The following is a 21550-nucleotide window of genomic DNA, read 5'->3' as shown; positions in this document are numbered from 1 at the left end:
CGGGTACTTGCCCTCGGTTCATGACGCGACGCTGACGGCGGGGGCCCCGACGCTGACGCCGCGCTGACGGGTCAGTTGGAGAAGTACAGGTACTTCCAGGAGCCGTACGTCGTCGAGTTGACGGTGTCGCCCGAGCCGCCGTTGAGGTAGGCGGAGCGCATCCTGACCCGGATGCCGGACTCGCCCGGGGCCTCCAGGCTGACGGCGGACTTGCCGTTGCTGCCGACCGGGAAGTACTCGGAGTCCAGCGCGTACCACTGGCCCTGGTAGTAGACCTGGAGGTCGAACCGCTGCTGGCGGCCCGGGTAGTAGGTCATGCTCGTGGTGAGCATCGGGTCGGTCTTCTTGTGGAACCAGTAGTACGACGTCGACCCGATCTTGGCCGTCTTGTAGTGCCTGGAGACGGCCGTGGAGACCTTCACCCTGGCGTACGCGGTGGACTTGACGGTCCTGGGCGCGTAGCGGGCGTCGCCCTTGAAGACGGCGGTGACGTCGGTGTCGCGGGTCATGTCGACGGTCGCGCTGATGTTGCCGCTGGAGTTGACCTTGGCGCTCTTGATGAGTTTGTTGGGCTTGTCGGCGCCGAAGGGGTTGGCCCAGATCTCGACCGTGCGGTTCTTGTACGTGGTGCCGAGGTGCGCGGTGAACTTCACGTCCGCGCTGTAGTCGTAGAGCTTGCCGTTGTTGTTCAGGCTCAGCGTCGGCTTCGCCCGGGAGACCGCGACCTTGTCGCTCGCGCTGACCGCGGTGTGCGCGCTGTCGCCCGCGTACCGCGCGGTGTAGGTGACGGTGCCGCCGGCCGGCGGGGTGTCGGAGAAGGAGTAGGTGCCGTCGGACTTCACGGTGACCGCGGGCAGCGCCTTGCCGTTCGGGCTGTCCAGGTCGGTGCGGGTGACGGTCAGCTTCGCGCCGGCCGGCAGCGCGACCGTGGCGGTGAGCTTGCCGGTGACGGTGAGCTTCTTGGCGCGGGGCGCCGACGTCGGGGCGTTGACCGTGAGGGTCGGGTTGTTCTTCGTCGGGTCGGTGAGCGCCTTCAGGGTGTAGCGGCCGCCCGCGCCCGCGACCAGAGCGAAGACCCGCGAGCCGTCCGGTGCCCAGGCCAGGTCGGAGGTGTGGGCGACGCCGTTGTTCCAGGTGCGCAGCGGCTTGGCGGCGTTGGCGCGGTAGGTCGCGATCGTGCCGCCGTCGACCTGCGCGACGAGGCCGCCGGGGCCGATGTCGGCGCTCTGGCCCGCCGGGTAGGCGCCGGCCTTCTTGAAGCCGCCGTCCGCGTAGGAGTTCCGCGCCGAGCCGCCGACCAGGACTTCCTGGGCGCCGGGCACCAGGTCGATGTCGGAGATGCCGTAGTTGAGGCTGTAGTCGCCGGTGTGCCAGGCGGTGAGCCGCGGGTCGGGGCCCGTGACGTCGAGGACGGCCATCGAGTCGGTGGAGAGGCCGGTCTGGGCGACGGCGAGCACGCCGGGCCGCGCCGGGTCGGTGTCGAGCAGTCCGGGACCCGAGATGGTGGAGTGCACCTGCGAGAGGCGGCCCAGCGTCACCTGGCCGGTGCCGGTGGCGGGGTCCGCGGCCGGGTCGACGGAGCCGAGGTCGCCGTCCCACTGGGCGCCGTAGGTGAACCACACCCGGTCGGCGGTGACCGCGAGGTGGCGCGGTCCGGTGTCGGTGTCGACGGGGTAGCGGGCCGTGACGGCGAGGGTGGCCGCGTCGATCGCGACGATCTCGTGGCTGGTCGAGGCCGCGGCCCAGAGGGTGCCGCCGTCGGCGGAGAGGGCGAGGTCGCTGACCCCGCCGATGCCGCGCACCGACCCGATGACGGTGCCGGCGTAGTCGGCGGCGGTGATCGCGCCGCTCGACCGGTCGCCGACGTACACCCGCCTCAGGGTGCCGTTGGCGACGAGCCCGCCGGGTGTGGCGACCGACGCGGTGGTGGCCGCCGTCGCGGTGCCGGCCACGGTGACGCTCAGCGCCGCCGAGCCGAAGAGGACCGCGAGCGCTGTCGCGGCCGAGATGCTGCGCGTACGCACAGGTGTGATACCCCCACGAGGAAACCCGGTACGGAACCGGGCGGTTGAGAGCGCCGCGCGGCACCCTCGCGACCGTTCTTTCACGGTGGCGCGTGGGGCGCGGCTGCTGTTCGGGAGCCTATGTCATGGCTGTGACAGTTGTGAACGCGTTTTCACCGGTCGCTCACACGTCGGCGCCGTGCTCGCGCGGCAGCACGGTGACCCGGTGGAAGTTGCACATCGCCGTGACGACGGGCCCGAGCGGCGCCGGCCCGCTCTGGTGGGCCTTGAGGGCGACGCTGACCAGGCTGAGCAGCAGGTCGACGTCGGTGGCGCAGTCGAGGTGGACGGTGACCCAGCGGGAGCCGGGGACCATGCGCAGGGCCGTCGAGCCGGCGATGTCGTGGTGCAGGCGGGCGATGGCCTGGCCGGTGAGGTGCAGGTCGACGTCCCGGGCGGAGTGGAAGTGGACGATCTCGTCCCGGTCCGAGCGCAGCGCGAGGCCCGTTCCGCACGCGGCGGGACAGCGGCTGAGGTCGGGCCATGTCTCCAGCTGCTGAAGGGCGGTCTCGGCCGGTGTCATGCCCTCATGGTGGGCCGCTCACCGCCCGGCCACCAGGGATTGAGCGATACGTAACCCGGAGGAGACCCGGTGCGAGCCGGGTGAACGCGGGTTCACCGGGCCCTCGAATATACATTCCGTCATATTGCGGGACAATAGGTGCATGAGTACCGCGACGTATGTACTTCTGGCGGCCGGGTCGAACGGATGGCTCAAGGTGACCGCCGCGTTGGTCGGCGGCCTGATCATCGTGGGAGCCCTGATCTGGGCCGTGCAGTTCGGCATGCGGGTGCGGGACCGGGAGTCGCCGCGTCCCCGCCCCGACGAGCAGCCCCACCTCCCCGACACCGGAGCGGTCCACGAGATCCGCGAGATGCGGGAGCCGGACGAGATGCCCGTCACGACGGGCCGGGAACGGCTGACCCCGCACGAGATCCATCACACGGGCAGCAGGACCGGCGAGGACCAGAAGCGCAAACGCTGGCTCCCCGGGTCGAGCGGCTCCTTCGGCAGCGGCGGCCTGGGCCGGCGCTGAGCGGGACCACCGCCGCCCGGGTCGGCCTCACCGACCCGGGCGGCGGCACGGCCCCGGCCGGGCGAGTCCTGGCTCAGCCCAGGCTGACCCTGGCCAGCACCGGCAGATGGTCGCCACTCGTGCCCGGGAGGGTGCCGATACGGGGCACTCTCGCCGCGCGGGCCATCACCTGGTCGACGCGGACCAGCGGGAAGGCCCTCGGGAAGCTGAGGGCGAAGCCGCGTTCCGGGGTGTTCAGGCGCGAGGTCAGCGGGGCCAGGCCGCGGTCGTCGACGGTGCCGTTGAGGTCGCCCAGCAGGATCACCCGCCGCACCGGCTCGGCGGCCACCGCCCTCCCCAGCAGGACGGCGCTCTCGTCGCGGCCGGCCGACGCGAGGCCGCGCGGAAAGACCCTGACCGACGGCAGGTGCGCGACGTACACGGCGACGTCACCGCGGGGCGTGCGGACGACCGTGCGCAGGGCGCGGCTCCAGTCGTCCCCGAACCCCCTCGGCCTGATGTCCGGTTGCCGGGTGCCGGAGAGCGGGTGCTTCGACCAGAGGCCGACGGTGCCGCGGACCTCGTGGTACGGATAGTCGGGCGCGAGGGTCTGCTCGTAGGCCGCGAGCGCCGGCGGGACCAGTTCCTCCAGGGCGATCAGGTCCGGGTCGGCGGCGGCCAGCACGCGGGCGGTGGCCTGCGGGTCGGTGTTCTCGTCGCTGACGTTGTGCTGCGCCACGACCAGGTCGCGCGCGCCGGGCGCGGAGCCAGGCAGCAGCAGGGCGCCGAAGACGTACGCCCAGGCCGCCGTCGGCAGGACCAGGGCGGCCAGCGCCAGGGGCGCCCGGCGCAGCAGGGCCAGGGCGAGCAGGAGCAGCACCGGCGCCCCGAGCCAGGGCAGGAACGACTCCAGCAGGCTGCCGAGCCTGCCGGGGGTCTGCGGGACCTGCCGGTGGAACGCCAGCAGGGCCGCCGTCAGCACCGCGAGCGCGGCGAGCACCCGGCCGCGCCGCCAGGAGAGCGGACCGGCCGGACGCCACCGCGGCGCCTCGGGGCCGCCGTCGGGCCCGCCCCCGACACGGTCACCGGCCCCGGCTCCGGTCGCGGCGTCGGTGCCTGTGCCCGCGTCGGTGTCGGTGTCGGTGCCCGTGTCGTCGCGCGGTGTCCGCTCCGCCATGCCGCTGTTCCCTCCGGTCGGTCCCGTCCGGGGAGAGGACGGCTGCGCCGGGCGGCCGGTTCAACCGCCGTCCGGAGGAGCCCCGTTCACCCCGCCATCCAGAAGAACACCGCCGTCATCCTCTTGTCCTCCATCGTGCTGCCGCAGTAACCGGTCGCGCTGTGCACGAGGTTGGCGTGGTAGAGGAGCAGCCGGTTGTGGCGGTGCGGGACGCGCACGTCCTCCTCGAAGGCGTCGGGGGCGACGAACCGGGTGCCGAGCGCCTCGACGAGATTGTGGTGCGGTGCCCGCACGGTGTTGCCGCCGAGCCGGCCGCCCGGCATGGACTGGCGGTAGAAGCTGGTGCCGCAGTCCTTCGGCACCGCCGGATTGAGGTACAGCACGGCCGCGTACCGGCACAGGGCGCGCGAGTCGGTGTGCGGGCGCGGCTCGCTCTCGCCCGCGCCGACCACCTGGACGCAGTTGTGGTTGAGGGTGCCGCCGCCCGGCGCCCGCTGCACCCACAGCCTCTCCGCTCCGGTCGCCGCGCGCACCAGCCGCTCCACGCGGGCGAGTTCACCGGCGTCGAGGCCGGGCATGGTGCGCAGTCCCGGCCAGCTCTCCGCGGTGTACGGGTGGCCCTCGACCCAGTCGTCCCTGGCGAGGCAGCGCTCCCGCACGGCGTCCGCGTCGGGCAGGACGTCGTCGAGGACCCAGTAGTCGCGTCCCCTGGTGGGCTTGCGGTAGGGCAGCACCGGCAGGGCCGCGCGCGCCGTCGACCCGGGGTGCCGCTGCGGCAGGTGTGGGGGCATGAGCCGAATCTAGGTCGGGTCCCTCTAACGACTCTCCCGCCAACGCGTCTTGAATCGCCCGCGAGTTGGTCAACACTGCGCCAACGGGACCGGCCAGGTGAGGTGGCCGGCGGGGGAGTTCGGGGAGACGTGGCTCACATCCCGGGGATTTTGCCGAAACGACAGAGTCGTGGCGGCCTCTGATCCGTACTCCCCTGCGTTCGCCCCTTGCCGCACGCCGGCGGGGTCCACGATCGGGCAGGAGGCACGGTGCGCTTTTCGCGGAACGCGGTGGGAACTCTCTTCGTGGGTGGCGCCCTGACCTTGACCCTCGCCGCTCTCGCCTACCCGTCGATGCTGGGCGTGAGCAACGTGACGACCGCGCAGGACCGGGTCATCGCCACCACCCAGTGGGGGCCGCTGACCGAGCTCGACCGGGACTTCGTGGTCAAGGTGCGGGCGGCGGGGCTGTGGGAGTACCCGGTCGGGCAGATCGGCCTGAAGAAGGGCACGAGCAAGGCGGTGCTCACCGCGTCCGAGCACCTCATCGACGGGCACGCGGCGCTCGACACCACCTGCCGCAAGATCGCCCCGATGCTCAACATCACGCTGCCCAACGTGGCCAGCCCGCAGCAGATCGGCTTCGTGAACACGCTGAACGCGGAGAGCGGCGAGAAGTTCGACAGCGACTTCGCCAACATCCTGCGCATCACCCACGGTTCGATCTTCAACACCATCGCGAAGGTCCGCTCCACGACCAAGAACAGCCTGGTGCGGGCGCTCGCCGACCAGGCCAACAACACGGTCCTCGACCACATCACGGTGATGGAGAAGACCGGCCTGGTCGACTTCGACACCGCGCTGTTCACCCAGACCACCCCGCCCAAGCTGCCCAAGAGCGACCTGACGCCGCCGCCCCCGTCCGCCGGTCAGCCCGAGGTGGTCCTCACCCCGCCGCCGACCGCCACCTCCACCCCCGTCGACATCAGCGGCGCGGTGAACGCGAACCCCGGCCCGACCGTCGGATAGGCCCGGTCAGGCCAGCCAGACCGCGGTGTCCGGGCCCAGCCTGCCGTCCGCCACCGGGGCGCTGCTCAACAGCACCTCGCCCGTGGGGAGTCGCACGTCCCTCGCGGACAGGTTGGCGACGCACCGCCAGCCGTCCGTGCGGGCGAAGTGCAGCACTCCGTCCGGGGCGTCGGGCGCCCAGGTCAGCGACTCGCCCTGGAGCAGCTTGCGGCGCAGCTTCAGGGCGGCCCGGTACAGCTCCAGGGTGGAGCCCTCGGCGCCGTCCTGCGCGGCGACCGCGTACCGCCCGAACCAGGCGGGCTGCGGCAGCCAGGCACCGCCGGCGCCGAAGCCGTACGAGGGTCCTTCCGGCGTCCACGGCAGCGGCACCCGGCAGCCGTCCCGCCCCTTGGAGGTGCGGCCCGTCTGCTCCCACACCGGGTCCTGGAGCGCCTCCCGCGGCAGGTCGGCGACCTCGGGCAGGCCGAGTTCCTCGCCCTGGTAGAGGTACGAGGAGCCGGGCAGCGCCAGCATCAGCAGGGTCGCCGCGCGCGCCCTGCGCAGCCCGGCCGCCAGGTCGACGGGGGGTTCAAGCCCGTCGGAGAGCAGCCAGGCGCCGGTGTCGGTGCCGGGCGGCAGCATCAGCCGGGAGGCGTGCCGCACGACGTCGTGGTTGGAGAGCACCCAGGTGGCCGACGCCCCGGCGGCGCGGGCCGTCTCCAGGGACTCGGTGATGACGGCGCGCAGTTCGGTGGCGTCCCAACCCGCCTGGAGGTACTCGAAGTTGAAGGCCTGGCCGAGTTCGTCGGGGCGGGCGTACAGGGCCCGCCGCGCGCCCGGCACCCAGGCTTCGGCGACGGCCATGCGGGGCGGGGTGTAGGTGTCGAAGACCGTCCGCCAGTCGCGGTAGATCGCGTGCACCTCGTCGCGGTCGTAGAAGGGGTGGGTGCCGGGCGGGAGGGTGAGCAGGGCGCTCTCATGGCTCGACTCGGGGCCGCCGAGGTCGCGCAGCGGTTCGCCCAGCTCCTTGGTGAGGGCGTGGGCGACGTCCACCCGGAAGCCGTCCACGCCCCGGTCGGACCAGAACCGCAGGGTGGTGCGGAAGTCGTCGCGGACCTCCTCGCGGTCCCAGTTGAGGTCGGGCTGTTCGGGGGTGAACAGATGCAGGTACCACTGCCCGTCGGGCACCCGACGCCAGGCGCTGCCGCCGAACACGGACTGCCAGTCGGTGGGCGGGAGTTCGCCTGCCGTGCCGCGTCCGTCGCGGAAGACGTAGCGGTTCCTGGCGTCGGACCCGGGCCCGGCGGCGAGGGCCTCGCGGAACCACGGGTGCCGGTGGGAGGTGTGGTTGGGCACCAGGTCGACGATCACCTTGAGGCCGAGCCGGTGCGCCTCGGCGGCCAGCGCGTCGAAGTCGTCGAGGGTGCCCAGGCGCGGGTCGACGTCGCGGTAGTCGGCGACGTCGTAGCCGCCGTCGGCGAGTTCGGAGGGGTAGAACGGGCTGAGCCAGAGGGCGTCGACGCCGAGCGCGGCCAGGTGGCCGAGGCGTTCGGTGACGCCCTTGAGGTCACCGAGTCCGTCGCCGTCGGCGTCGGCGAAGCTGCGCGGGTAGACCTGGTAGACGACGGCCTGCCGCCACCAGTCGGGGTCCTTGGACGAGAGGTCGGGCTTGGGGTCGGTCACGTGCTCCCCTTGTCGGCGACGAGCGTTCGGCGGTGGACTCGGTGCTGAGGTCGGCGGTGGACTCGGTGCCGGGTCGGTCGGTGCGGTCGGCGGTGGAGTCGGTAAGGGGATCTCTGTCCATATCGTCCGTCGCGGAACCCGGCACGGACCGGAGCCACCCGTTCCCCATGTGACGGAAATGCGTCGACTTGTTGAACTCCCTTTCAGTCACCGCAGGTTGACACCTGTCTCCGGGCGATCCAGGATGTGAAGGCACTGTGGCGCATGTGAGCGATGAGCCGACCGATGAGCCCGGTGCTCCCGAGACCATTCGCCCCCGCGGCCGGCCGCCGCGCGCCGTCCCGCGCCGCCCGCCGCCGGGGTTCCGCACACGCATCATGGGGAACGCATGTCCAAAGTGAGTCGTGTCACCGCGCGCCGTCTGCTGGGAACGGGCGCCGCGTCGCTCGTCCTGTGCGCCGCCACCGTCGCCTCCGCCTCCGGCGCCTGGGCCCACGGAACCCCCGGCGGTGACGGCTGGAAGCACGGCGGCGGCTACCGCCCCGGCTCCGGCGCGGGCACGGTCACCGAGACCGACCGCTGCCAGTTCTCGCTCGACGGCGCCGGGTTCTCCGACTCCGTGCGGGTCGACGACCAGAACCTGAAGCCCACCGACGACGGCAAGGCGCACATCAAGGTGCGCGCCGCCGGCGACGCCACCACCTGCACCGCCTCGCTCGCCTCCTACCTGGCGCACGGCGCCTCCTTCGCCACCTCGGGCGAGCAGGTCTTCGTCGACTTCGACACCGTGACGGTGAAGTCGGGCCAGACCGACTCGCTCGACATCGCGGTGCCGGACGCGGGCTGCTTCGCGCAGATCGACCTGTACCGGGGTGCCGTGAAGTTCGACGGCGAGCAGGACGCGAAGGACGGCTTCCACCACGGCGACCTGCCCAAGGGCCCGGACCGCCCGGTCATCAAGGACAAGCTGATCGCGGCCTGGAACGGCGGCACGAAGGACTGCACGACGGCCGAGGAGTCCCAGCCGCCCGCCTCGCCTTCACCGTCTGCCCCCGCCTCGCAGGAGCCGTCGACGCCGGCCGCGGAGTCCACCCCGCCGGCCTCCTCGACGCCGTCGGCCGGCACCCCGAGCCCGAGCGACGCGCCGTCCACCACCCCGGAGGCGTCGGACTCGCCGAAGGAGTCGGCCGCCCCCGCGGCCACGCCGAACGGCGGCGGTGGCGACCTCGCCGAGACCGGTGGCGGCGGCAACTCCGGCCTGCTCGCGGCGGGCGCCGCGGTGCTGGTCGCGGGCGGCGCCGCGTTCCTCGTGATGTCGAAGCGGCGGCGCGGGGCGACCCGCGCCTGACCGAGCCGTCACCCCTGAACCGAACGCCCCGGACCTCCCCCGTTCCGGGGCGTTCGTCTGTCCCGGTGCGGGTGGCCGGGCGGCCACGGCAGGAGCTTGATAAACGGTACGTCGTTCCGTATCGTCGTAACGGAACGATGTCCCGTTTTTCGGCGGGCCGTTCTCCCGCGCCCCGCGACCGGGGCGCCCGCGGAGGGCCGCCGTCCCCGAGGAGAGCCATGAAGTACCGCACGCTGGGCCGCACCGGAATCAAGGTCAGCCCCTACTGCCTGGGCGCGATGATGTTCGGCGCCTTCGGCAACACCGACCACGACGACTGCGCCCGGATCATCCACAAGGCGCTGGACGCGGGCGTCAACTTCATCGACACCGCCGACGTCTACTCGGGCGGCGAGTCCGAGGAGATCGTCGGCAAGGCGCTCAAGGGCGGCAGGCGCGACCACGTCGTCCTGGCCACCAAGGCGCATCTGCCGATGGGCGACGACCCCAACCAGCGCGGCAACTCGCGGCGCTGGCTGGTCCGGGCGCTCGACGACTCGCTGCGCAGGCTCGGCACCGACCACGTCGACCTGTACCAACTGCACAGGCCCGCGCCCGACACCGACGTGGAGGAGACCCTCTCCGCCCTCACCGACCTGGTGCGCGCGGGCAAGGTGCGGGCCATCGGCACCTCGACCTTCCCGGCCTCGGAGATCGTCGAGGCGCAGTGGACGGCCGAGCGGCGCGGCCTCCAGCGGTTCCGCACCGAGCAGCCCCCGTACTCGATCCTCGACCGCTCCGTCGAGCGCGAGGTGCTGCCCGTCTGCGAGCGGTACGGCATGGGCACCCTGGTCTGGAGCCCGCTCGCCCAGGGCATGCTGACCGGCCGCTTCCGCAAGGGCCTGCCGACCGACAGCCGCCGGGCCGCCCGCGGCTTCCGGCACTTCTCCGACGAGGCCAGGCTCGACGCCGTCGAACAGCTGATCCCGATCGCCGAGGAGGCCGGGATGTCCCTCACCCACCTCGCCATGGCGTTCGCCGTCGCCCACCCGGGCGTCACCTCGGCGCTCATCGGCCCGCGCACCATGGAGCAGCTCGACGACCTGCTCGCGGGCGCCGGCCTCACCCTCGACGACGAGACGCTCGACCGCATCGACGGGGTCGTCGCCCCCGGCACCGACGTCAGCAGGCTCGACATGGCCTACGACACCCCGCCGATCACCGAGCCCGCGCTGCGCCGCAGGCCGTCGGCGGACCGCTCGGCCGCCTGAGCCCTACCCGGCGACCGTGTCGAGGTAGAGCCGCACGAACCGGTCGACGTCCACGTCGAGGGCGACGTCCACCAGGGCCTGTTCGCGGGTGCCCTCGTGGATCTCGGCCTCGCCGGGACGCGCGCGGCGGTCGACGACGGTCTGACCGCGGGCGGGCCCCGGGGCGAGGGAGACCTCGACCGGCAGCAGGCGGGTGGTGATCCCCGCCGGGTCGACGACCGCGCAGACCGCGCCCGCGTCCCCGATCCCGCCGGCCGGGTCGGCGTCGCGGGCGGGGTCCGCGCTTGCGACCGTGCCAGGTCCCGCCGGGCGGTGCGAGAGGAGCGCCCCCGCGAGCCGCGCGCCCGGCTCCGCGCTCCCGCGCAGCCGCCGCACCTGCTCACCCGGCACCACGACCCGCTCGAACACGTCGAGCCCGTACATCGTGATCGGCACCCCCGCGGTGAGCAGCACGGCCGCCGCCTCCGGGTCGTGCCACACGTTGAACTCCGCGACCGGGGTGGCGTTCCCGGTGGCCACCGCGCCGCCCATGAAGACGATCCGCTCGATGTTGCGCGTCACCTCCGGGTGGGTGCGCAGCAGCAGGGCGATGTTGGTGAGCGGCGCGGTGGGCACCAGCGTCACCGGGCGCGGGGACGCGAGGATCTCGCGGCGCAGCAGCGTCACCGCGTCGACGTCGGCGGGCCGCCGGGTGGGCGCGGGCAGCCCGAGGTCGCCCATGCCGTCGGCGCCGTGCACGTGCTGGGCCGACCTGGCGGGCTCGATCAGCGGACGCGCGGCCCCCCGCGCGACCGGGACGTCAGCGGCGCCCGCGATCTCCAGGACGGTCAGGGTGTTGCGGACGACACCGTCGACGTCGGTGTTCCCGGCGACACAGGTGACGGCCCGCAGATCGATCCCGGGGTGCCGGACCGCGAACAGCAGGGCCAGGGCATCGTCGACACCGGTGTCGCAGTCGATGATCACCGGGATGGGCTGACCGGTCGGCACGGCGGAACTCCTCTCACGGGCCCGGGAAGGCCCTGCTGAAGGCGACCTTACGGGGTGCGCGGGGGACGGGGGCGAGGGTGAGCGGGGGGCGGGAGCGGGGGCGGGAGCGGGCCTTCCCGGCAACCCGGACGGGCCGGGGTAACCCGGACGGGTCGGCTCGGTGGTGGAGCCACCGGCGCGGTGATCCCTTGGGAACCCGGACCGGCCGCGCGGTCGCCGTCCGTCCCGTCGTCGCCGCTCATGGTTCCCAGGAGACCCCGATGCCCCGAACCCCGGCCCGCGTTCTCTCCTCCGCCGCGCTCGCCGTACTGGCCGCGACCGCGCTGCCGACCACGGCCGGCTGCTCCGCCGGTCCGCCCGCGGGCGGACCGGCGCGCGAGGGCCGCGCGCACGCCTCGCCCGCGCCCTCGGCCCGCTCGTCGGCGCCCGCCGCCCCGGCCGCGGGCGCCCTCACCGACGCGCAGGCGCACGCCGCCCTCGTCACCCCGGCCGACCTGGGCGACCCCTGGACGCCGACCCAGGGCGCGGCGACCTGGCGGGACAGCATGCTGAAGGCCACCGCCGACGCGCCCGACTGCCGGCGGCTGCTCGACGCGCTCTACACGGACGACCTGTTCGGCGCGGCGCCCGGCACCCGCGCGGTGATCGGCCTCGACGACTCCATGGACGAGGCCCAGCTCCGCTACCAGGTGCTCGCGCTGCCCCGCGCCGACGTGGACCGGACACTGGCCTGGCTGAAGGCGCTGCCCGGCAGGTGCCGCCACTTCACCGCCAAGGGCGCGGGCGGCGCCACCCACACCGTCGAGGTCACCGAAGCGAAGCTGCCCGACGTCGGCGACGCCCGCCAGGGCCTGCGCGTCACCCTGACGGGACCGGCCGGCCAGGACGACGCGCAGGTCCTCACCCTGGACGTCGCCGCGGTCCGGGTCGGCGACGACACGATCACCGTCACGGACGGCGGCCTCGGCGACGTCTCCGCCGACGTGACGGGCGCGGTGGCCCAACTGGGCGCCCAACGGCTGGCGGAGGTACGCAAGCAGGGACGGGTGCAGATCTGAGAGCGGGCGGGGCGGCGGGAGTGGGCGCGGGCGCGGGAGCGGGAGCGGGGGGGCGCGGGCCCGGCAGGGCGTTCCAGCCGGCGCGCGAGACACGACGACAGCGGGCGCGAGACACGACGACAGCGGGCGCGGTGACGGCGTCTGCCCGCGCCCCGCGCCCGTGGTCGCGAGGGCGCCTCTTCCGCCCGCCTTTCCGCCCGCTCACCGGCTCCCGCCCCTGCTCGCCCCTCACCCCTCCCCGTCGAACCGCACCCGGCCGCGCATCACCTCGTGGGCCAGGTCGAGGATCGTGCGGTCCTCGGCGAAGGCGTGGGCGCGCAGCCTGGCCAGGGCCGGGGCGGCGGAGATGCCGAGCTGCGCCATGACCACGCCGGTCGCCTGGTGGATCTCGACGTGCGTGCCGCCCGGCCAGGGCTCGCCGTCGCGGGCGAGCCCGGTCAGGGCCGCCGTCGTGACCTGGGCCAGGACCCGCGCGGTGCGCAGTTCGGCCGCGTCGAGACGGCCGGGTTCGGCGCGGTGGAGGTCGAGGGTGCCGACGCAGACCGCGGCCGTCCCGAGCGGCAGCGCGAAGACGGCCCGCACGCCCGCGTCGACGGCCTGCTGGGCGAAGACCGGCCAGCGGGCGGCGTCAGGGGCGCGGGTCAGATCGTCGGCGAGGACCGTCCCGCGGGTGGCGGCCGCGGTGTGGCAGGGGCCGTCGCCCAGGGTGGCCTGGAGGTCGCCGAGCCGGGCGGCCTGCCGGCTGCTCGCGCCGAGGCGTACCGGCAGCCCGCGGGAGTACAGCGACACGCTCGCGCCGGTCACCGGCAGCAGTCCGACGGCCGCCAGGCACAGCCGCTCGGGGACCTCGGCGGGCGCGGCGCCCCACAGCCACCCGGCGATCGCCTCGGCGGCGGGATCCCTCCCGCCGCCGGGTTCGCCATGGTCGTGCCTGGGTCGCACGGCCACCGCCTCCTCACCGGGTGCTCGGGGCGGCCGGACCGCACGCGGGTACCCGTGCCCCCGAGGCCGAAACAGGCGCCCCACCACCGCGTCCGGTACGGGTCGGTCAGTCCCGCACCACCTTCGCCGCGGTCACGTTCTCGATGACGCGGGCGAGTCTGGTCTCGGCCCGGGTCAGGTCCTGGATGCGGGCGGCGATGCGGTCGCGTTCGACGATGAGCCGATCGAGCATGGCGGGGGTGGCGACTCCGGTGCTCACGCACGGCAGGAGTTCGACGACGGTACGGCTGGAGAGGCCGGCCGCGTAGAGGTCCTGGATGAGCTGGACCCGTTCGAGTGCCTCGTCGGGGTAGTCACGCTGCCCACCGGGCGTCCGCGCCGACTCCAGGAGCCGCTGTTCCTCGTAGTAGCGCAGGGCCCGCACGCTGACCCCCGACCGCCTGGCGAGCTGTCCGATGCGCATGCCGCAGGTCACTCCCTTGCCGCTCATACCTCACGTTCACGTCAGGTTCAGGCTAGCAACCCGGGCTCCGGGGCGGCCACGGCGGCCCGGCGAGCGGCGGTTGCGGCTTGCATCTCACGTCGACGTCAGGTTCTACAGTGGCGAGCGCCGGGACGAACAGGTCATTCCGGCCCATCGACGTGAGGCAGACCATCATGCGCGCAGCCCGTTTCCACGCCTACGGCGGAGCGGAGAACCTGGTGATCGAGCAGGCCCCGGAACCGCACCCGGGACCCGGTGAGATCCGGGTCAGGGTCGCGGCGGCCGGCGTCAATCCCATCGACTGGAAGCTGCGCTCCGGCGCCCTGCGGCAGGTCTTCCCGGTGGATCTGCCCGGCATCCCCGGCCGCGACGCCGCCGGGGTGGTCGACGAGATCGGCGACGGGGTGCGGGGCGTGAGCGTCGGCGACCGGGTCTTCGGCCTCGGCGGTGTCACCGGCGCGAGCGCCGAGCTGTTCGTCCTCTCGGCCTGGGCGCACACCCCGGCGACGTGGAGCGACGAGCAGGCCGCGGGCGCGGGTCTCGCCTCCGTGACGGCGCTGGGCGGGCTCGCCGCGCTCGGCCCCCTCGCGGGGCGCACCCTCCTCGTCGAGGGCGCCGCCGGGGGCGTGGGCAGCGCGGCGGTCGAGATCGCCGTGGCCCGCGGCGCCGCCGCCGTGATCGGGACGGCCAGTGAACGCAACCACGCGTTCCTCGCCTCTCTCGGCGCCGTTCCCACCACCTACGGCCCCGGCCTCGCGGAGCGCCTCACCACGCTCGCTCCGCACGGCGTCGACCTCGTGCTCGACACCGCGGCCTCCGGCTCGCTCGACGACCTGGTCGCCATCGCGGGCGACCCGGAGCGCGTCGCGACGGTCGCCGACCACGCGGGCGGGCAGCGCCTCGGCACCCGGGTGGCCAACGCGGTCAACGACTCGGCGCTCCTGGCCGCGGCGGCGGACCTGGGCGGGCAGGGCCGCTACACACCCCGTATCGAGCGGACCTACCCGCTGGAGCGGATCGCCGACGCCCACGCGGACGCCGAGCGCGGGCGCACCCGAGGGAAGATCGTGATCCGCCTCTGAGGAGGCTGGGCGGATCCGCGACGGGCCCGGAGCAGGCCCGCACCGGGGCCGGGCCCCTGGTCCGGGGGCGGGCCGGTCCCCGGCGCGCCGGTCCCGGTGACCGTCGGGCGGGCCGTCACAGGGGTGGCTGGGCGGGGGCCGGGCCGAGGGTGGTGGTGCCGGGGGCCGTGCGGTGGCGCAGGCCCGTGCGGTAGGCGTCGAGGGCCGCCTCCACCCGGCCGGTGCGGCGCAGCAGGTCGCCGAGGAGGCGGCACAGGTCGGCCAGGTCACCGACCGCGCCCGCCCGTTCCAGCAGGCTGAGCGCGCGGACGTAGTGCTCCTCGGCGGACTCGGTGTCCCGGGCGTCCTCGGCGATGATGCCGAGCAGCCGGTGCGCGGCGGCGGCGTGCAGGGCGCCGCGCTCGGGGCTGAGGTCGCTGAGCACGTCGCGCAGCAGCTCCGCGGCCTCCTCCGACTTGCCGCGCCGGTGCAGCACGTCGGCGAGTTCGACGGCGGCCTGGCTGCCGTAGAGGGCGGCGCGGCCGGCCGCCAGCATGGCCAGGGCCTTGCGCAACTCCTCCTCGGCGCGCTTCAGTTCGCCGTTCTGGGCGTACACGTAGCCGCGCATCCAGTGGCAGTTGGCGAGTTCGGTGCGCAGTTGGAGGGTGCGGTACAGCTCGGCGGCCTTCGCGAGGGAGGCGTCGGCCTCGGCGACCCGGCCCTCGGCGAGCAGGGTGCGGGCGACCGAGCGGTGCATCCGGGCGACCAGCGCGGGGTCGCCCGCCTGCGGGGCGAGGGTGAGCGCGAACTCGGCCGCCTGGGCGGCGCGGGCGTGCGCGCCCATGTCCATGTAGGGGCCGATGATGCTGGCGTAGAGCAGCAGCAGCGCGTCCGGGTCGTGCAGCCCGGCGCGGTTCAGCTCGTCGAGGGTGGACTCCAGCAGGTAGACGGCGTACCGGAGTTCACCCGCGAGGTAGTGGGAGACGGCCCGGCCGCGCAGGGCGGGTACCCGGGCGGGCAGCGGCGCGTCGGCGAGGGCGTCCTCGGTGCGCTCGAAGTACTGGCGGGCGGCGGCGAGTTCCCCGGTGTCGAGGGCGCACTCGCCGAGTCCGAGCAGCGCGGCGGCCTCGGCCTCGGGCAGCGCGTGCTCCCTGGCCTCCGCGAGCAGGGCGGTGTACTGCTCGGTGGCCTGCGCGGTCTCCCCGGCGGCGAGGGTGCGCTGCGCCTCGGTCAGTCGCAGCCGCAGGCCGGTGGCGAGGTGGGCGGGGCGCCCTGTGGCCAGTTCCTCGTAGGCGACGCCGAGCCGTTCGGCGATGTGCCGCAGCGCGTCCTCGGAGGCGCGGACCCGGCCGGCCTCCAGGGTGGAGATGTAGGCGGGCGTGTAGGCGGGCTCGGCCAACTGGCGTTGGGTCAGCCCCCGTTCCGCGCGCAGTTGCTGGACCCTTCGCCCGATGGTTCCCGGGTCGTCACGCTCGGACATCCCCAACTCCCCCTGGCCCTCTTGCTGTTGACCCTCGACTGCCTTTAGGTTAAACGGCGTCTTAAGTGGGTTTAATACAACGCTGTTGAGAGGTTGCCGTGCTCCGACACATCTCCGAGCGTTACGCCCGAGGACTCTGCGCGGCCGTCGTCGCCGTGGTCACGCTGATCCTGGCCGCCAACGCCGTCCCGGCGAGAGCCGTGGACGAGCGGCGGACCAGCAACGTACAGCAGACACACCACGCCCGGTGACGGACGGGGGCACCGGCGGCCGGGGTTGACGGCCGGGAGGGCGGGTCGCACCACCCGTACGGGGACGCTCGCGCGGCCCGCCGGGCGTCACCCCTGCGTCTGCAACTGCCGCAACTGGCGCTGGACGTGGTCGAGGGCGCCCTCCCGGCGGCCCGGCACCCGGGAGCGCAGCGCGGCGAGCGCGAGGCCGAGTTCGCGGGCGGCGGCCGGTTCCCCGACCTGGCCCCACTGGTGGTGGGCGCGGTCGACGGCCGCCTCCACGGCCGGCGCGTCCACCGGCTGCCCCGCCGCGAGCCTGGCGTCGGCCACCGAGAGCCAGACCCGGCAGCTGCGCGCCGGGTCGCCCGCGAGCATCGCGAGGTCCGCGCGGACCTCGCTCCAGTGCAGGACCGGCTCGGAACCCGGCCCGTGGGTGCGCGCGGCGGCCTGCTCGTACCGGGCGGCGAGCGACTCCGCCTCGCCGTGCCGGCCGGCCTGGACGGCGGCGGAGATCACGGCGTGCGGGTCGTCAGCCGCGGGCCCGCCGCCGGCCAGCACAAGACCGGGCGGCTCGTCCGCGATCCGCAGCAGCGCCTGCTGGTGCAGCTCGTCGAGCGGCGGCCGGTGACCGCTGCGCAGGATCGTCGCGACGGCCTTCAGGTAGGTGGGCGCGGCGACGGCGCGGCGGCCGGGCGGCGGCGCGATCCGCCCGTGGACGGTGTGGTGGTGCCCGCTGTCGAGCGGGTGCGAGCGCAGCCACTGCCAGGTCTCGGCGTCGGCGTGCAGGTCGAGGACGAGGCTGGTGGCGCCGGGCGGGCGCAGCCGCAGCTCCTCGCGGATCCAGTGCCAGGGCAGGGCGGTGTAGCGGACGGTGGCGGGCGTGGTGCGGGCTAGCGCGAGATGCGGGAGCCGTTGTCTGCGGTCGAGCTGGAGCTGTCCCGCGACGAACACGGTGAGCGGCCCCGGCGCGGTCGCGGCGGCCCGCAGCCGGGTCAGGACGGCCTGCGGCTCCAGCGGGTCGGCCAGCTCCACGACGTTCGCGGTCTCGGTCCCCGACAGCACGGCGGGCTCCACCGCCGCCAGGACGGGAAGCACGGACGCGGCGTCCACCAGACAGCCCCTGCCGACCGGTGCGGCGGCGAGCAGCAGCACGGTTCCGGGCATGTTCCCTCCCCATCCCCCGTCGATCACGTACGGCAGCACCGTAACCGCTGCTGCTGCAAAGGTGGGTCTCAGGACTGCAAACGTCCCTCCCCGAGGAACGGTTCATCACCTCTGCGGACCGCGAAGACCGTGGTGTCGTCGGCCAGCCGCCCCCGGCAGTGCCGCAGGGTGCGGTCCCTGACCCAGGCCACCAGCCGGCGCGGTTCCGCGGCCCGCGGGTCGGCGGCGACGGCGCCCGCGACCTCGGCGGTGAGCGGATAGAACCGGCCCTCGGCGTCCCGCGCCTCGGTCACCCCGTCGGTGGTCAGCAGCAGGGTCTCGCCCGGCCCGAGGCGCACCCGGCGCACCGAGGGCAGCCCGTCACGGGTGAGTTCGCCGAGGCCGAGCGGGAGCCCGTCGCCCGGCGCGAGCGGCCGTACCCCGTCCGGGCCGACCAGCAGCGGCGGATCGTGTCCGAACACCATCACGTCGACGACGTCGGGCTCGCCGCGCGGGAAGTCGAGGAGGACGGCGGTGGCGAACCGGTCGCCGTCCTCGCGGCCGAGGGCGGCGGTGTGGCCGCGGTGGCGCAGCATGCGCAGTTCCAGCCGGGCGGCGACCGTCGCGAGGTCCTTCTCGTGGTAGCCGGCCTCCCGGAACGTGCCGAGCAGCGCGGCGGCGGCCTCGACGGCGGCCAGGCCCTTGCCCTGGACGTCGCCGAGCAGGACCCGGGTGCCGTGCGGGCTCGGCTGGATGTCGTAGAAGTCGCCGCCGACCCGGGCCTCGCTGTCGGCGGCGAGGTAGACGGCCGCGTGGTCGAGGCCGCCGAGCCCCGGCGGGATGGGGCGCAGCACGGTGCGGCGGGTGGTCTCGGCGATGTCCCGCATGTGCAGCATCCGGCGTTCGCCGCGCACCCGGACCGCGCAGGCCAGGCAGGCGAGGATGCCGCCGAGGGCGACCAGCACGAAGTCGGGCCAGCCGGCCTGGTACTGGCCGGGCCAGGCGTTGTCGACGAGGAAGTAGACGCAGAGGGAGAGGACGGCGATGACGGCGGTGCCGAGGACCCCGCAGATCGCGGCGGCGATGCCGGGCACCAGCACGATCCAGGAGATGATCCGGAACTCGCCCGTGGTGTTCCAGTCGATCAGCGCGATCAGCGTCAGCAGCAGGACCGGCGGCACCCAGGCGAGGCTGCGGCCGCGCACCCGCAGCGGGCGGTGCCGGGTCAGCTCGTTCTCCTCCGCGCCGCCGGGCAGCCGGTCGATGACCGTACGGCGCCGGCCGGCCACGGGGCGCAGCGCGTGCCCGGCACGCCCGTCGTGGGTCGTCGGCCGTCCTTCGTCGGCGTCCGCGACCTCCCGGCCGGTGCCCGTACCGCTCACGGCCTCAGTATGCGACCGGCCGGGCCGTCGCGCGCCGTCCACGGCACTTCCGTTTCCGACCTCACAGGTTCGGGTGCCGACTTGCCTGAGCCGGTCACCAGGTGTGCTCTGGTAGACGGGGGCGAAGGAGCGAGAGGAGAGCTCTCATGGCTCATGCGGCACCCGCACCCGGTGGACGGCGCGGTTTCGGCACCGGCGTCGGCGTGAACGGACTGCCCGACGTGTTCAACGGTCAGGTCCACCGGGCGGCCCGGTACGGCATCCCCGTCGTCCTCGGCCTCGTCTACGGCCTCTGGGCGGCGGCCAACCGCCGTGACGGCGGTCCCATCACCGGCTGGAACGTCCTGTTCGGCTTCGTGACGGCGATCGCGTTCATCGTGCTCTGCCTCGCGGTGGCGAGGTTCGCGCCGCTGCTCAAGCGCGAACTGCACTCGCTGGTGAAGTCGGCGTTCGCGGGCGCCTCGGTGGGCTTCCTCTACAGCCAGACCGGCGCGTCGGTGCTGAGCAGCGCGGGCCTGGGCGTCGCGGTCACCGCGGCCGTCTTCGGCGTCTTCTTCTACCGCTACTACACGCGCGAGGACGCCGTCGGCAACCGCGTCCGCTGACCGTCCCGCGCACATGGAGGGGCCCCGGCGACGGATCGCCGGGGCCCTTCCCCGTGCGGTGGCGCCCGGTGCGCTCACCAGGACGACGAGCCGCCCGCGTCGCTCCAGCTCCACGATCCCGAGGCGGAGGCGCTCCAGGAGCCGGAGCCCGACCCGGCCCAGGAGCCGTCCCGCCGGCCCTGGTCGCCCCGGTCGCCCCGGTCGGTGCCGCGGTCCCGGCCGCCGTCCCCGTCCCGCCACCGCGGACACGGGTCGTCGCAGCTCGACACCCACCGGCCGTGCGTGTCGATGGAGCCGGCGTTCACCCAGCCCCGCGCGCCGACCATCCAGTACCAGGAGGAGTTCCCGTTCAGGCTCTGGCCCCTGGAGGTGCACTGGATCCGGTCCTCGCTGCCGGGCGAGAGCCGGTCGACGACCCGGGAGTGGACGGAGGGCCCGGTCCGCACCTCGCCGCCCGCGCGGGAGACGACGGTGCCCCAGACCGGGCCGCCGCGCCCGCCGCGATCACCCCGGTCGTTCCCGTCACCGCGGTCACCGCGGTCCCAACGGTCCCCGTGGTCGTCGTCCCGATAGGAAGAGTCGTGTCCGTCGGCGTGGGCCGGCGCGGGCGCCGCCGATGCCGTGGTGCCCGCCGCGGCGGCGGCGAAGGCGCCGCCCGTGAGCAGGGCCGCGGTCAGAATCCGCAGGGCTGGAGTGGTGCGCATGATCAGCCTCCTTCTCCCAGCACAAGGAAACACCCGTTCGGGGCAACCCTCCACCCGAAGGCCGATCGTGGCGAAGAACCCGCAGCTCGGGGCCGGTTCGGGGGCACGGGCGGCACCGACCGTGCCCCCGTTCGGGCCGACCTGTGCGGCCAGATGCAGTCATCCCGCTCGCACGGACCGCCCGGGGGGTCTTGCCTGGGAGGGTGCCCCCACGTCCCGCCGGCTCCACCCGAGTGCGCGGCGCCCTCTCGGCGACGCTGATCGCCGTCGCGTGTCTCCTCGCGCCCTGCGGCGCGCTCGCCGCGTGGGCCGCGTACGGGCTCGCCGACACCGGCAGCTACGTCACGGCGATGGCGCCGCTGGCCGGGGACCCGGCGGTCCGGGCCGTCGTCGCGGACACGGTCGGTGACGGCATCATGGACGAGGTCGACGACCGGGCCGACGTCCGCCCGATACGGGGCACCGTGCGGCCCTTCGTCCACGACGCGGTCGCCTCCTTCACCAGGACCGCCGCGTTCCGGGCCGCCTGGGACGCCGCCAACCGGGCCGTCCACGACGCGGTGCTGACCGCCCTGCGCGACGGACGCGAGCGGGACGTGACGGTGGACCTGGCGCCGGTCACCGCCCAGGTCAAACGCCAACTCACCGACGACCACATGCCGTTGGCCAACCGCATCCCGGTGCAGCACACGGCGGTCGCGGTGCTGCCCGCCGACCGGCTCGACCGGTTCCGCAAGGGCTTCAGGCTCCTGGAGGTCGCGGGTTTCTGGCTGCCGCTCGCGGCGGTCGTCCTCGCCGCCGCCGGGATCGCGGTCGCCGCCTGCCGGCGCCGGGCGGTCACCGCGACCGCGCTGGGCACGGCGCTCGGCGGCGCGTTCCTCGGCGTGGCGGTGGCGGTCGGCCGCAGCCTGACCCTGGCCGACCTCCCGGAGGAGACCCACCGCCCGGCGGCGGGAGCCGTCTACGACGCCCTCACGACGACGCTGCGCCAGGCGTCCTGGATCCTGGTCGCCCTGGGCCTGCTGGCGGCCCTCACCACCTGGCTGACCAGACGCCGGGTCCCCCCCACCCCGCCCGGCCCGGCCGCCCCGCCAGGCCCCGCCGTCGCGACCGCCCCCACCCCTTCCCCTGCTCCCACTCCCTCCCCCGCTCCCGC

Annotated in this window: 20 protein-coding genes and 1 pseudogene; 9 read left to right on the top strand and 12 right to left on the bottom strand. The window is 74.4% G+C overall.

Annotated features, from left to right (window positions below; genetic code table 11):
- Positions 1-71: 71 nt before the first annotated feature.
- Both DDJ31_RS20310 and DDJ31_RS20305 read right to left on the bottom strand, forming a co-directional pair.
- Positions 72-2024 carry a YncE family protein gene (locus tag DDJ31_RS20310; protein WP_127178888.1) on the bottom strand — a complete coding sequence of 651 codons (1953 nt, stop codon included), beginning with the start codon at positions 2022-2024 and terminating at the stop codon, positions 72-74.
- A gap of 163 nt (positions 2025-2187) precedes the next feature.
- Complete coding sequence (locus DDJ31_RS20305; RefSeq protein WP_127178889.1) at positions 2188-2586, bottom strand: luciferase domain-containing protein; 399 nt, start codon at positions 2584-2586, stop codon at positions 2188-2190.
- Positions 2587-2728: 142 nt separating this feature from the next.
- Between DDJ31_RS20305 and DDJ31_RS20300 the strand changes: the two genes are divergently transcribed.
- Entirely contained in the window at positions 2729-3100 is a 372-nt protein-coding gene (locus DDJ31_RS20300; protein ID WP_127178890.1) for a DUF6479 family protein, read from the top strand.
- Between the two features lie 73 nt (positions 3101-3173).
- Here DDJ31_RS20300 and DDJ31_RS20295 read toward each other — a convergent pair whose 3' ends face one another.
- Both DDJ31_RS20295 and DDJ31_RS20290 read right to left on the bottom strand, forming a co-directional pair.
- Positions 3174-4256, bottom strand: a complete 1083-nt coding sequence (locus tag DDJ31_RS20295; RefSeq protein WP_127178891.1) for an endonuclease/exonuclease/phosphatase family protein — start codon at positions 4254-4256, stop codon at positions 3174-3176.
- A gap of 86 nt (positions 4257-4342) precedes the next feature.
- Positions 4343-5047, bottom strand: coding sequence for a DUF6445 family protein (locus tag DDJ31_RS20290; RefSeq protein WP_127178892.1), 705 nt, complete (start codon positions 5045-5047; stop codon positions 4343-4345).
- Positions 5048-5332: 285 nt separating this feature from the next.
- On the opposite strand from DDJ31_RS20290, the gene DDJ31_RS20285 reads away from it, so the two are divergent.
- On the top strand, positions 5333-6055 hold the full coding sequence (locus DDJ31_RS20285; protein WP_127182691.1) for a DUF4142 domain-containing protein: 723 nt from the start codon (positions 5333-5335) through the stop codon (positions 6053-6055).
- Positions 6056-6061: 6 nt separating this feature from the next.
- Here DDJ31_RS20285 and DDJ31_RS20280 read toward each other — a convergent pair whose 3' ends face one another.
- Positions 6062-7717 (bottom strand): glycoside hydrolase family 13 protein, encoded by a 1656-nt coding sequence (locus DDJ31_RS20280; protein WP_127178893.1) that lies wholly within the window; start codon positions 7715-7717, stop codon positions 6062-6064.
- A gap of 388 nt (positions 7718-8105) precedes the next feature.
- Between DDJ31_RS20280 and DDJ31_RS20275 the strand changes: the two genes are divergently transcribed.
- The gene (locus DDJ31_RS20275) at positions 8106-9065 is read left to right on the top strand and encodes an LAETG motif-containing sortase-dependent surface protein (protein WP_127178894.1); all 960 of its coding nucleotides are present in this window, start codon (positions 8106-8108) and stop codon (positions 9063-9065) included.
- 218 nt (positions 9066-9283) lie between these two features.
- The gene (locus DDJ31_RS20270) at positions 9284-10315 is read left to right on the top strand and encodes an aldo/keto reductase (RefSeq protein WP_127178895.1); all 1032 of its coding nucleotides are present in this window, start codon (positions 9284-9286) and stop codon (positions 10313-10315) included.
- A gap of 3 nt (positions 10316-10318) precedes the next feature.
- On the opposite strand, the gene DDJ31_RS20265 is transcribed toward DDJ31_RS20270, so the two are convergent.
- Positions 10319-11305: a nucleoside hydrolase gene (locus tag DDJ31_RS20265; protein WP_127178896.1), complete on the bottom strand. Its 987-nt coding sequence runs from the start codon at positions 11303-11305 to the stop codon at positions 10319-10321.
- 260 nt (positions 11306-11565) lie between these two features.
- Between DDJ31_RS20265 and DDJ31_RS20260 the strand changes: the two genes are divergently transcribed.
- Complete coding sequence (locus tag DDJ31_RS20260; RefSeq protein ID WP_127178897.1) at positions 11566-12363, top strand: hypothetical protein; 798 nt, start codon at positions 11566-11568, stop codon at positions 12361-12363.
- Between the two features lie 228 nt (positions 12364-12591).
- Here DDJ31_RS20260 and DDJ31_RS20255 read toward each other — a convergent pair whose 3' ends face one another.
- A complete protein-coding gene (locus tag DDJ31_RS20255; RefSeq protein ID WP_346656277.1) occupies positions 12592-13305 on the bottom strand; it encodes a GAF domain-containing protein in 714 nt (237 codons plus the stop codon).
- Between the two features lie 106 nt (positions 13306-13411).
- Entirely contained in the window at positions 13412-13768 is a 357-nt protein-coding gene (locus tag DDJ31_RS20250; RefSeq protein ID WP_127178899.1) for a MerR family transcriptional regulator, read from the bottom strand.
- A 194-nt stretch (positions 13769-13962) separates the two neighbouring features.
- On the opposite strand from DDJ31_RS20250, the gene DDJ31_RS20245 reads away from it, so the two are divergent.
- On the top strand, positions 13963-14871 hold the full coding sequence (locus tag DDJ31_RS20245; protein ID WP_127178900.1) for an NADP-dependent oxidoreductase: 909 nt from the start codon (positions 13963-13965) through the stop codon (positions 14869-14871).
- A 115-nt stretch (positions 14872-14986) separates the two neighbouring features.
- On the opposite strand, the gene DDJ31_RS20240 is transcribed toward DDJ31_RS20245, so the two are convergent.
- Positions 14987-16330, bottom strand: a complete 1344-nt coding sequence (locus DDJ31_RS20240) for a helix-turn-helix domain-containing protein (RefSeq protein ID WP_127178901.1) — start codon at positions 16328-16330, stop codon at positions 14987-14989.
- A 98-nt stretch (positions 16331-16428) separates the two neighbouring features.
- Here DDJ31_RS20240 and DDJ31_RS20235 point away from each other — a divergent pair, with 98 nt between their 5' ends.
- Positions 16429-16581 (top strand): hypothetical protein, encoded by a 153-nt coding sequence (locus tag DDJ31_RS20235; RefSeq protein ID WP_164784930.1) that lies wholly within the window; start codon positions 16429-16431, stop codon positions 16579-16581.
- Between the two features lie 87 nt (positions 16582-16668).
- Here the strand turns inward: DDJ31_RS20235 and DDJ31_RS20230 are convergent, their stop codons facing one another.
- Both DDJ31_RS20230 and DDJ31_RS20225 read right to left on the bottom strand, forming a co-directional pair.
- The gene (locus DDJ31_RS20230; RefSeq protein WP_127178902.1) at positions 16669-17724 is read right to left on the bottom strand and encodes a hypothetical protein; all 1056 of its coding nucleotides are present in this window, start codon (positions 17722-17724) and stop codon (positions 16669-16671) included.
- Positions 17725-17792: 68 nt separating this feature from the next.
- A complete protein-coding gene (locus DDJ31_RS20225; protein ID WP_240678413.1) occupies positions 17793-18968 on the bottom strand; it encodes a PP2C family protein-serine/threonine phosphatase in 1176 nt (391 codons plus the stop codon).
- A gap of 263 nt (positions 18969-19231) precedes the next feature.
- Here DDJ31_RS20225 and DDJ31_RS20220 point away from each other — a divergent pair, with 263 nt between their 5' ends.
- Positions 19232-19690: a hypothetical protein gene (locus DDJ31_RS20220; RefSeq protein ID WP_240678136.1), complete on the top strand. Its 459-nt coding sequence runs from the start codon at positions 19232-19234 to the stop codon at positions 19688-19690.
- A gap of 74 nt (positions 19691-19764) precedes the next feature.
- Here DDJ31_RS20220 and DDJ31_RS20215 read toward each other — a convergent pair whose 3' ends face one another.
- Complete coding sequence (locus tag DDJ31_RS20215; protein ID WP_127178903.1) at positions 19765-20394, bottom strand: SH3 domain-containing protein; 630 nt, start codon at positions 20392-20394, stop codon at positions 19765-19767.
- A 233-nt stretch (positions 20395-20627) separates the two neighbouring features.
- Here DDJ31_RS20215 and DDJ31_RS20210 point away from each other — a divergent pair.
- A pseudogene (locus DDJ31_RS20210) lies at positions 20628-21503 on the top strand (hypothetical protein); the annotation flags it as partial.
- Positions 21504-21550 lie beyond the last annotated feature (47 nt).

The organism is Streptomyces griseoviridis, assembly GCF_005222485.1.
Lineage (GTDB): Bacteria > Actinomycetota > Actinomycetes > Streptomycetales > Streptomycetaceae > Streptomyces > Streptomyces hintoniae.
This window is presented reverse-complemented; position numbering and strand designations above follow the sequence as displayed.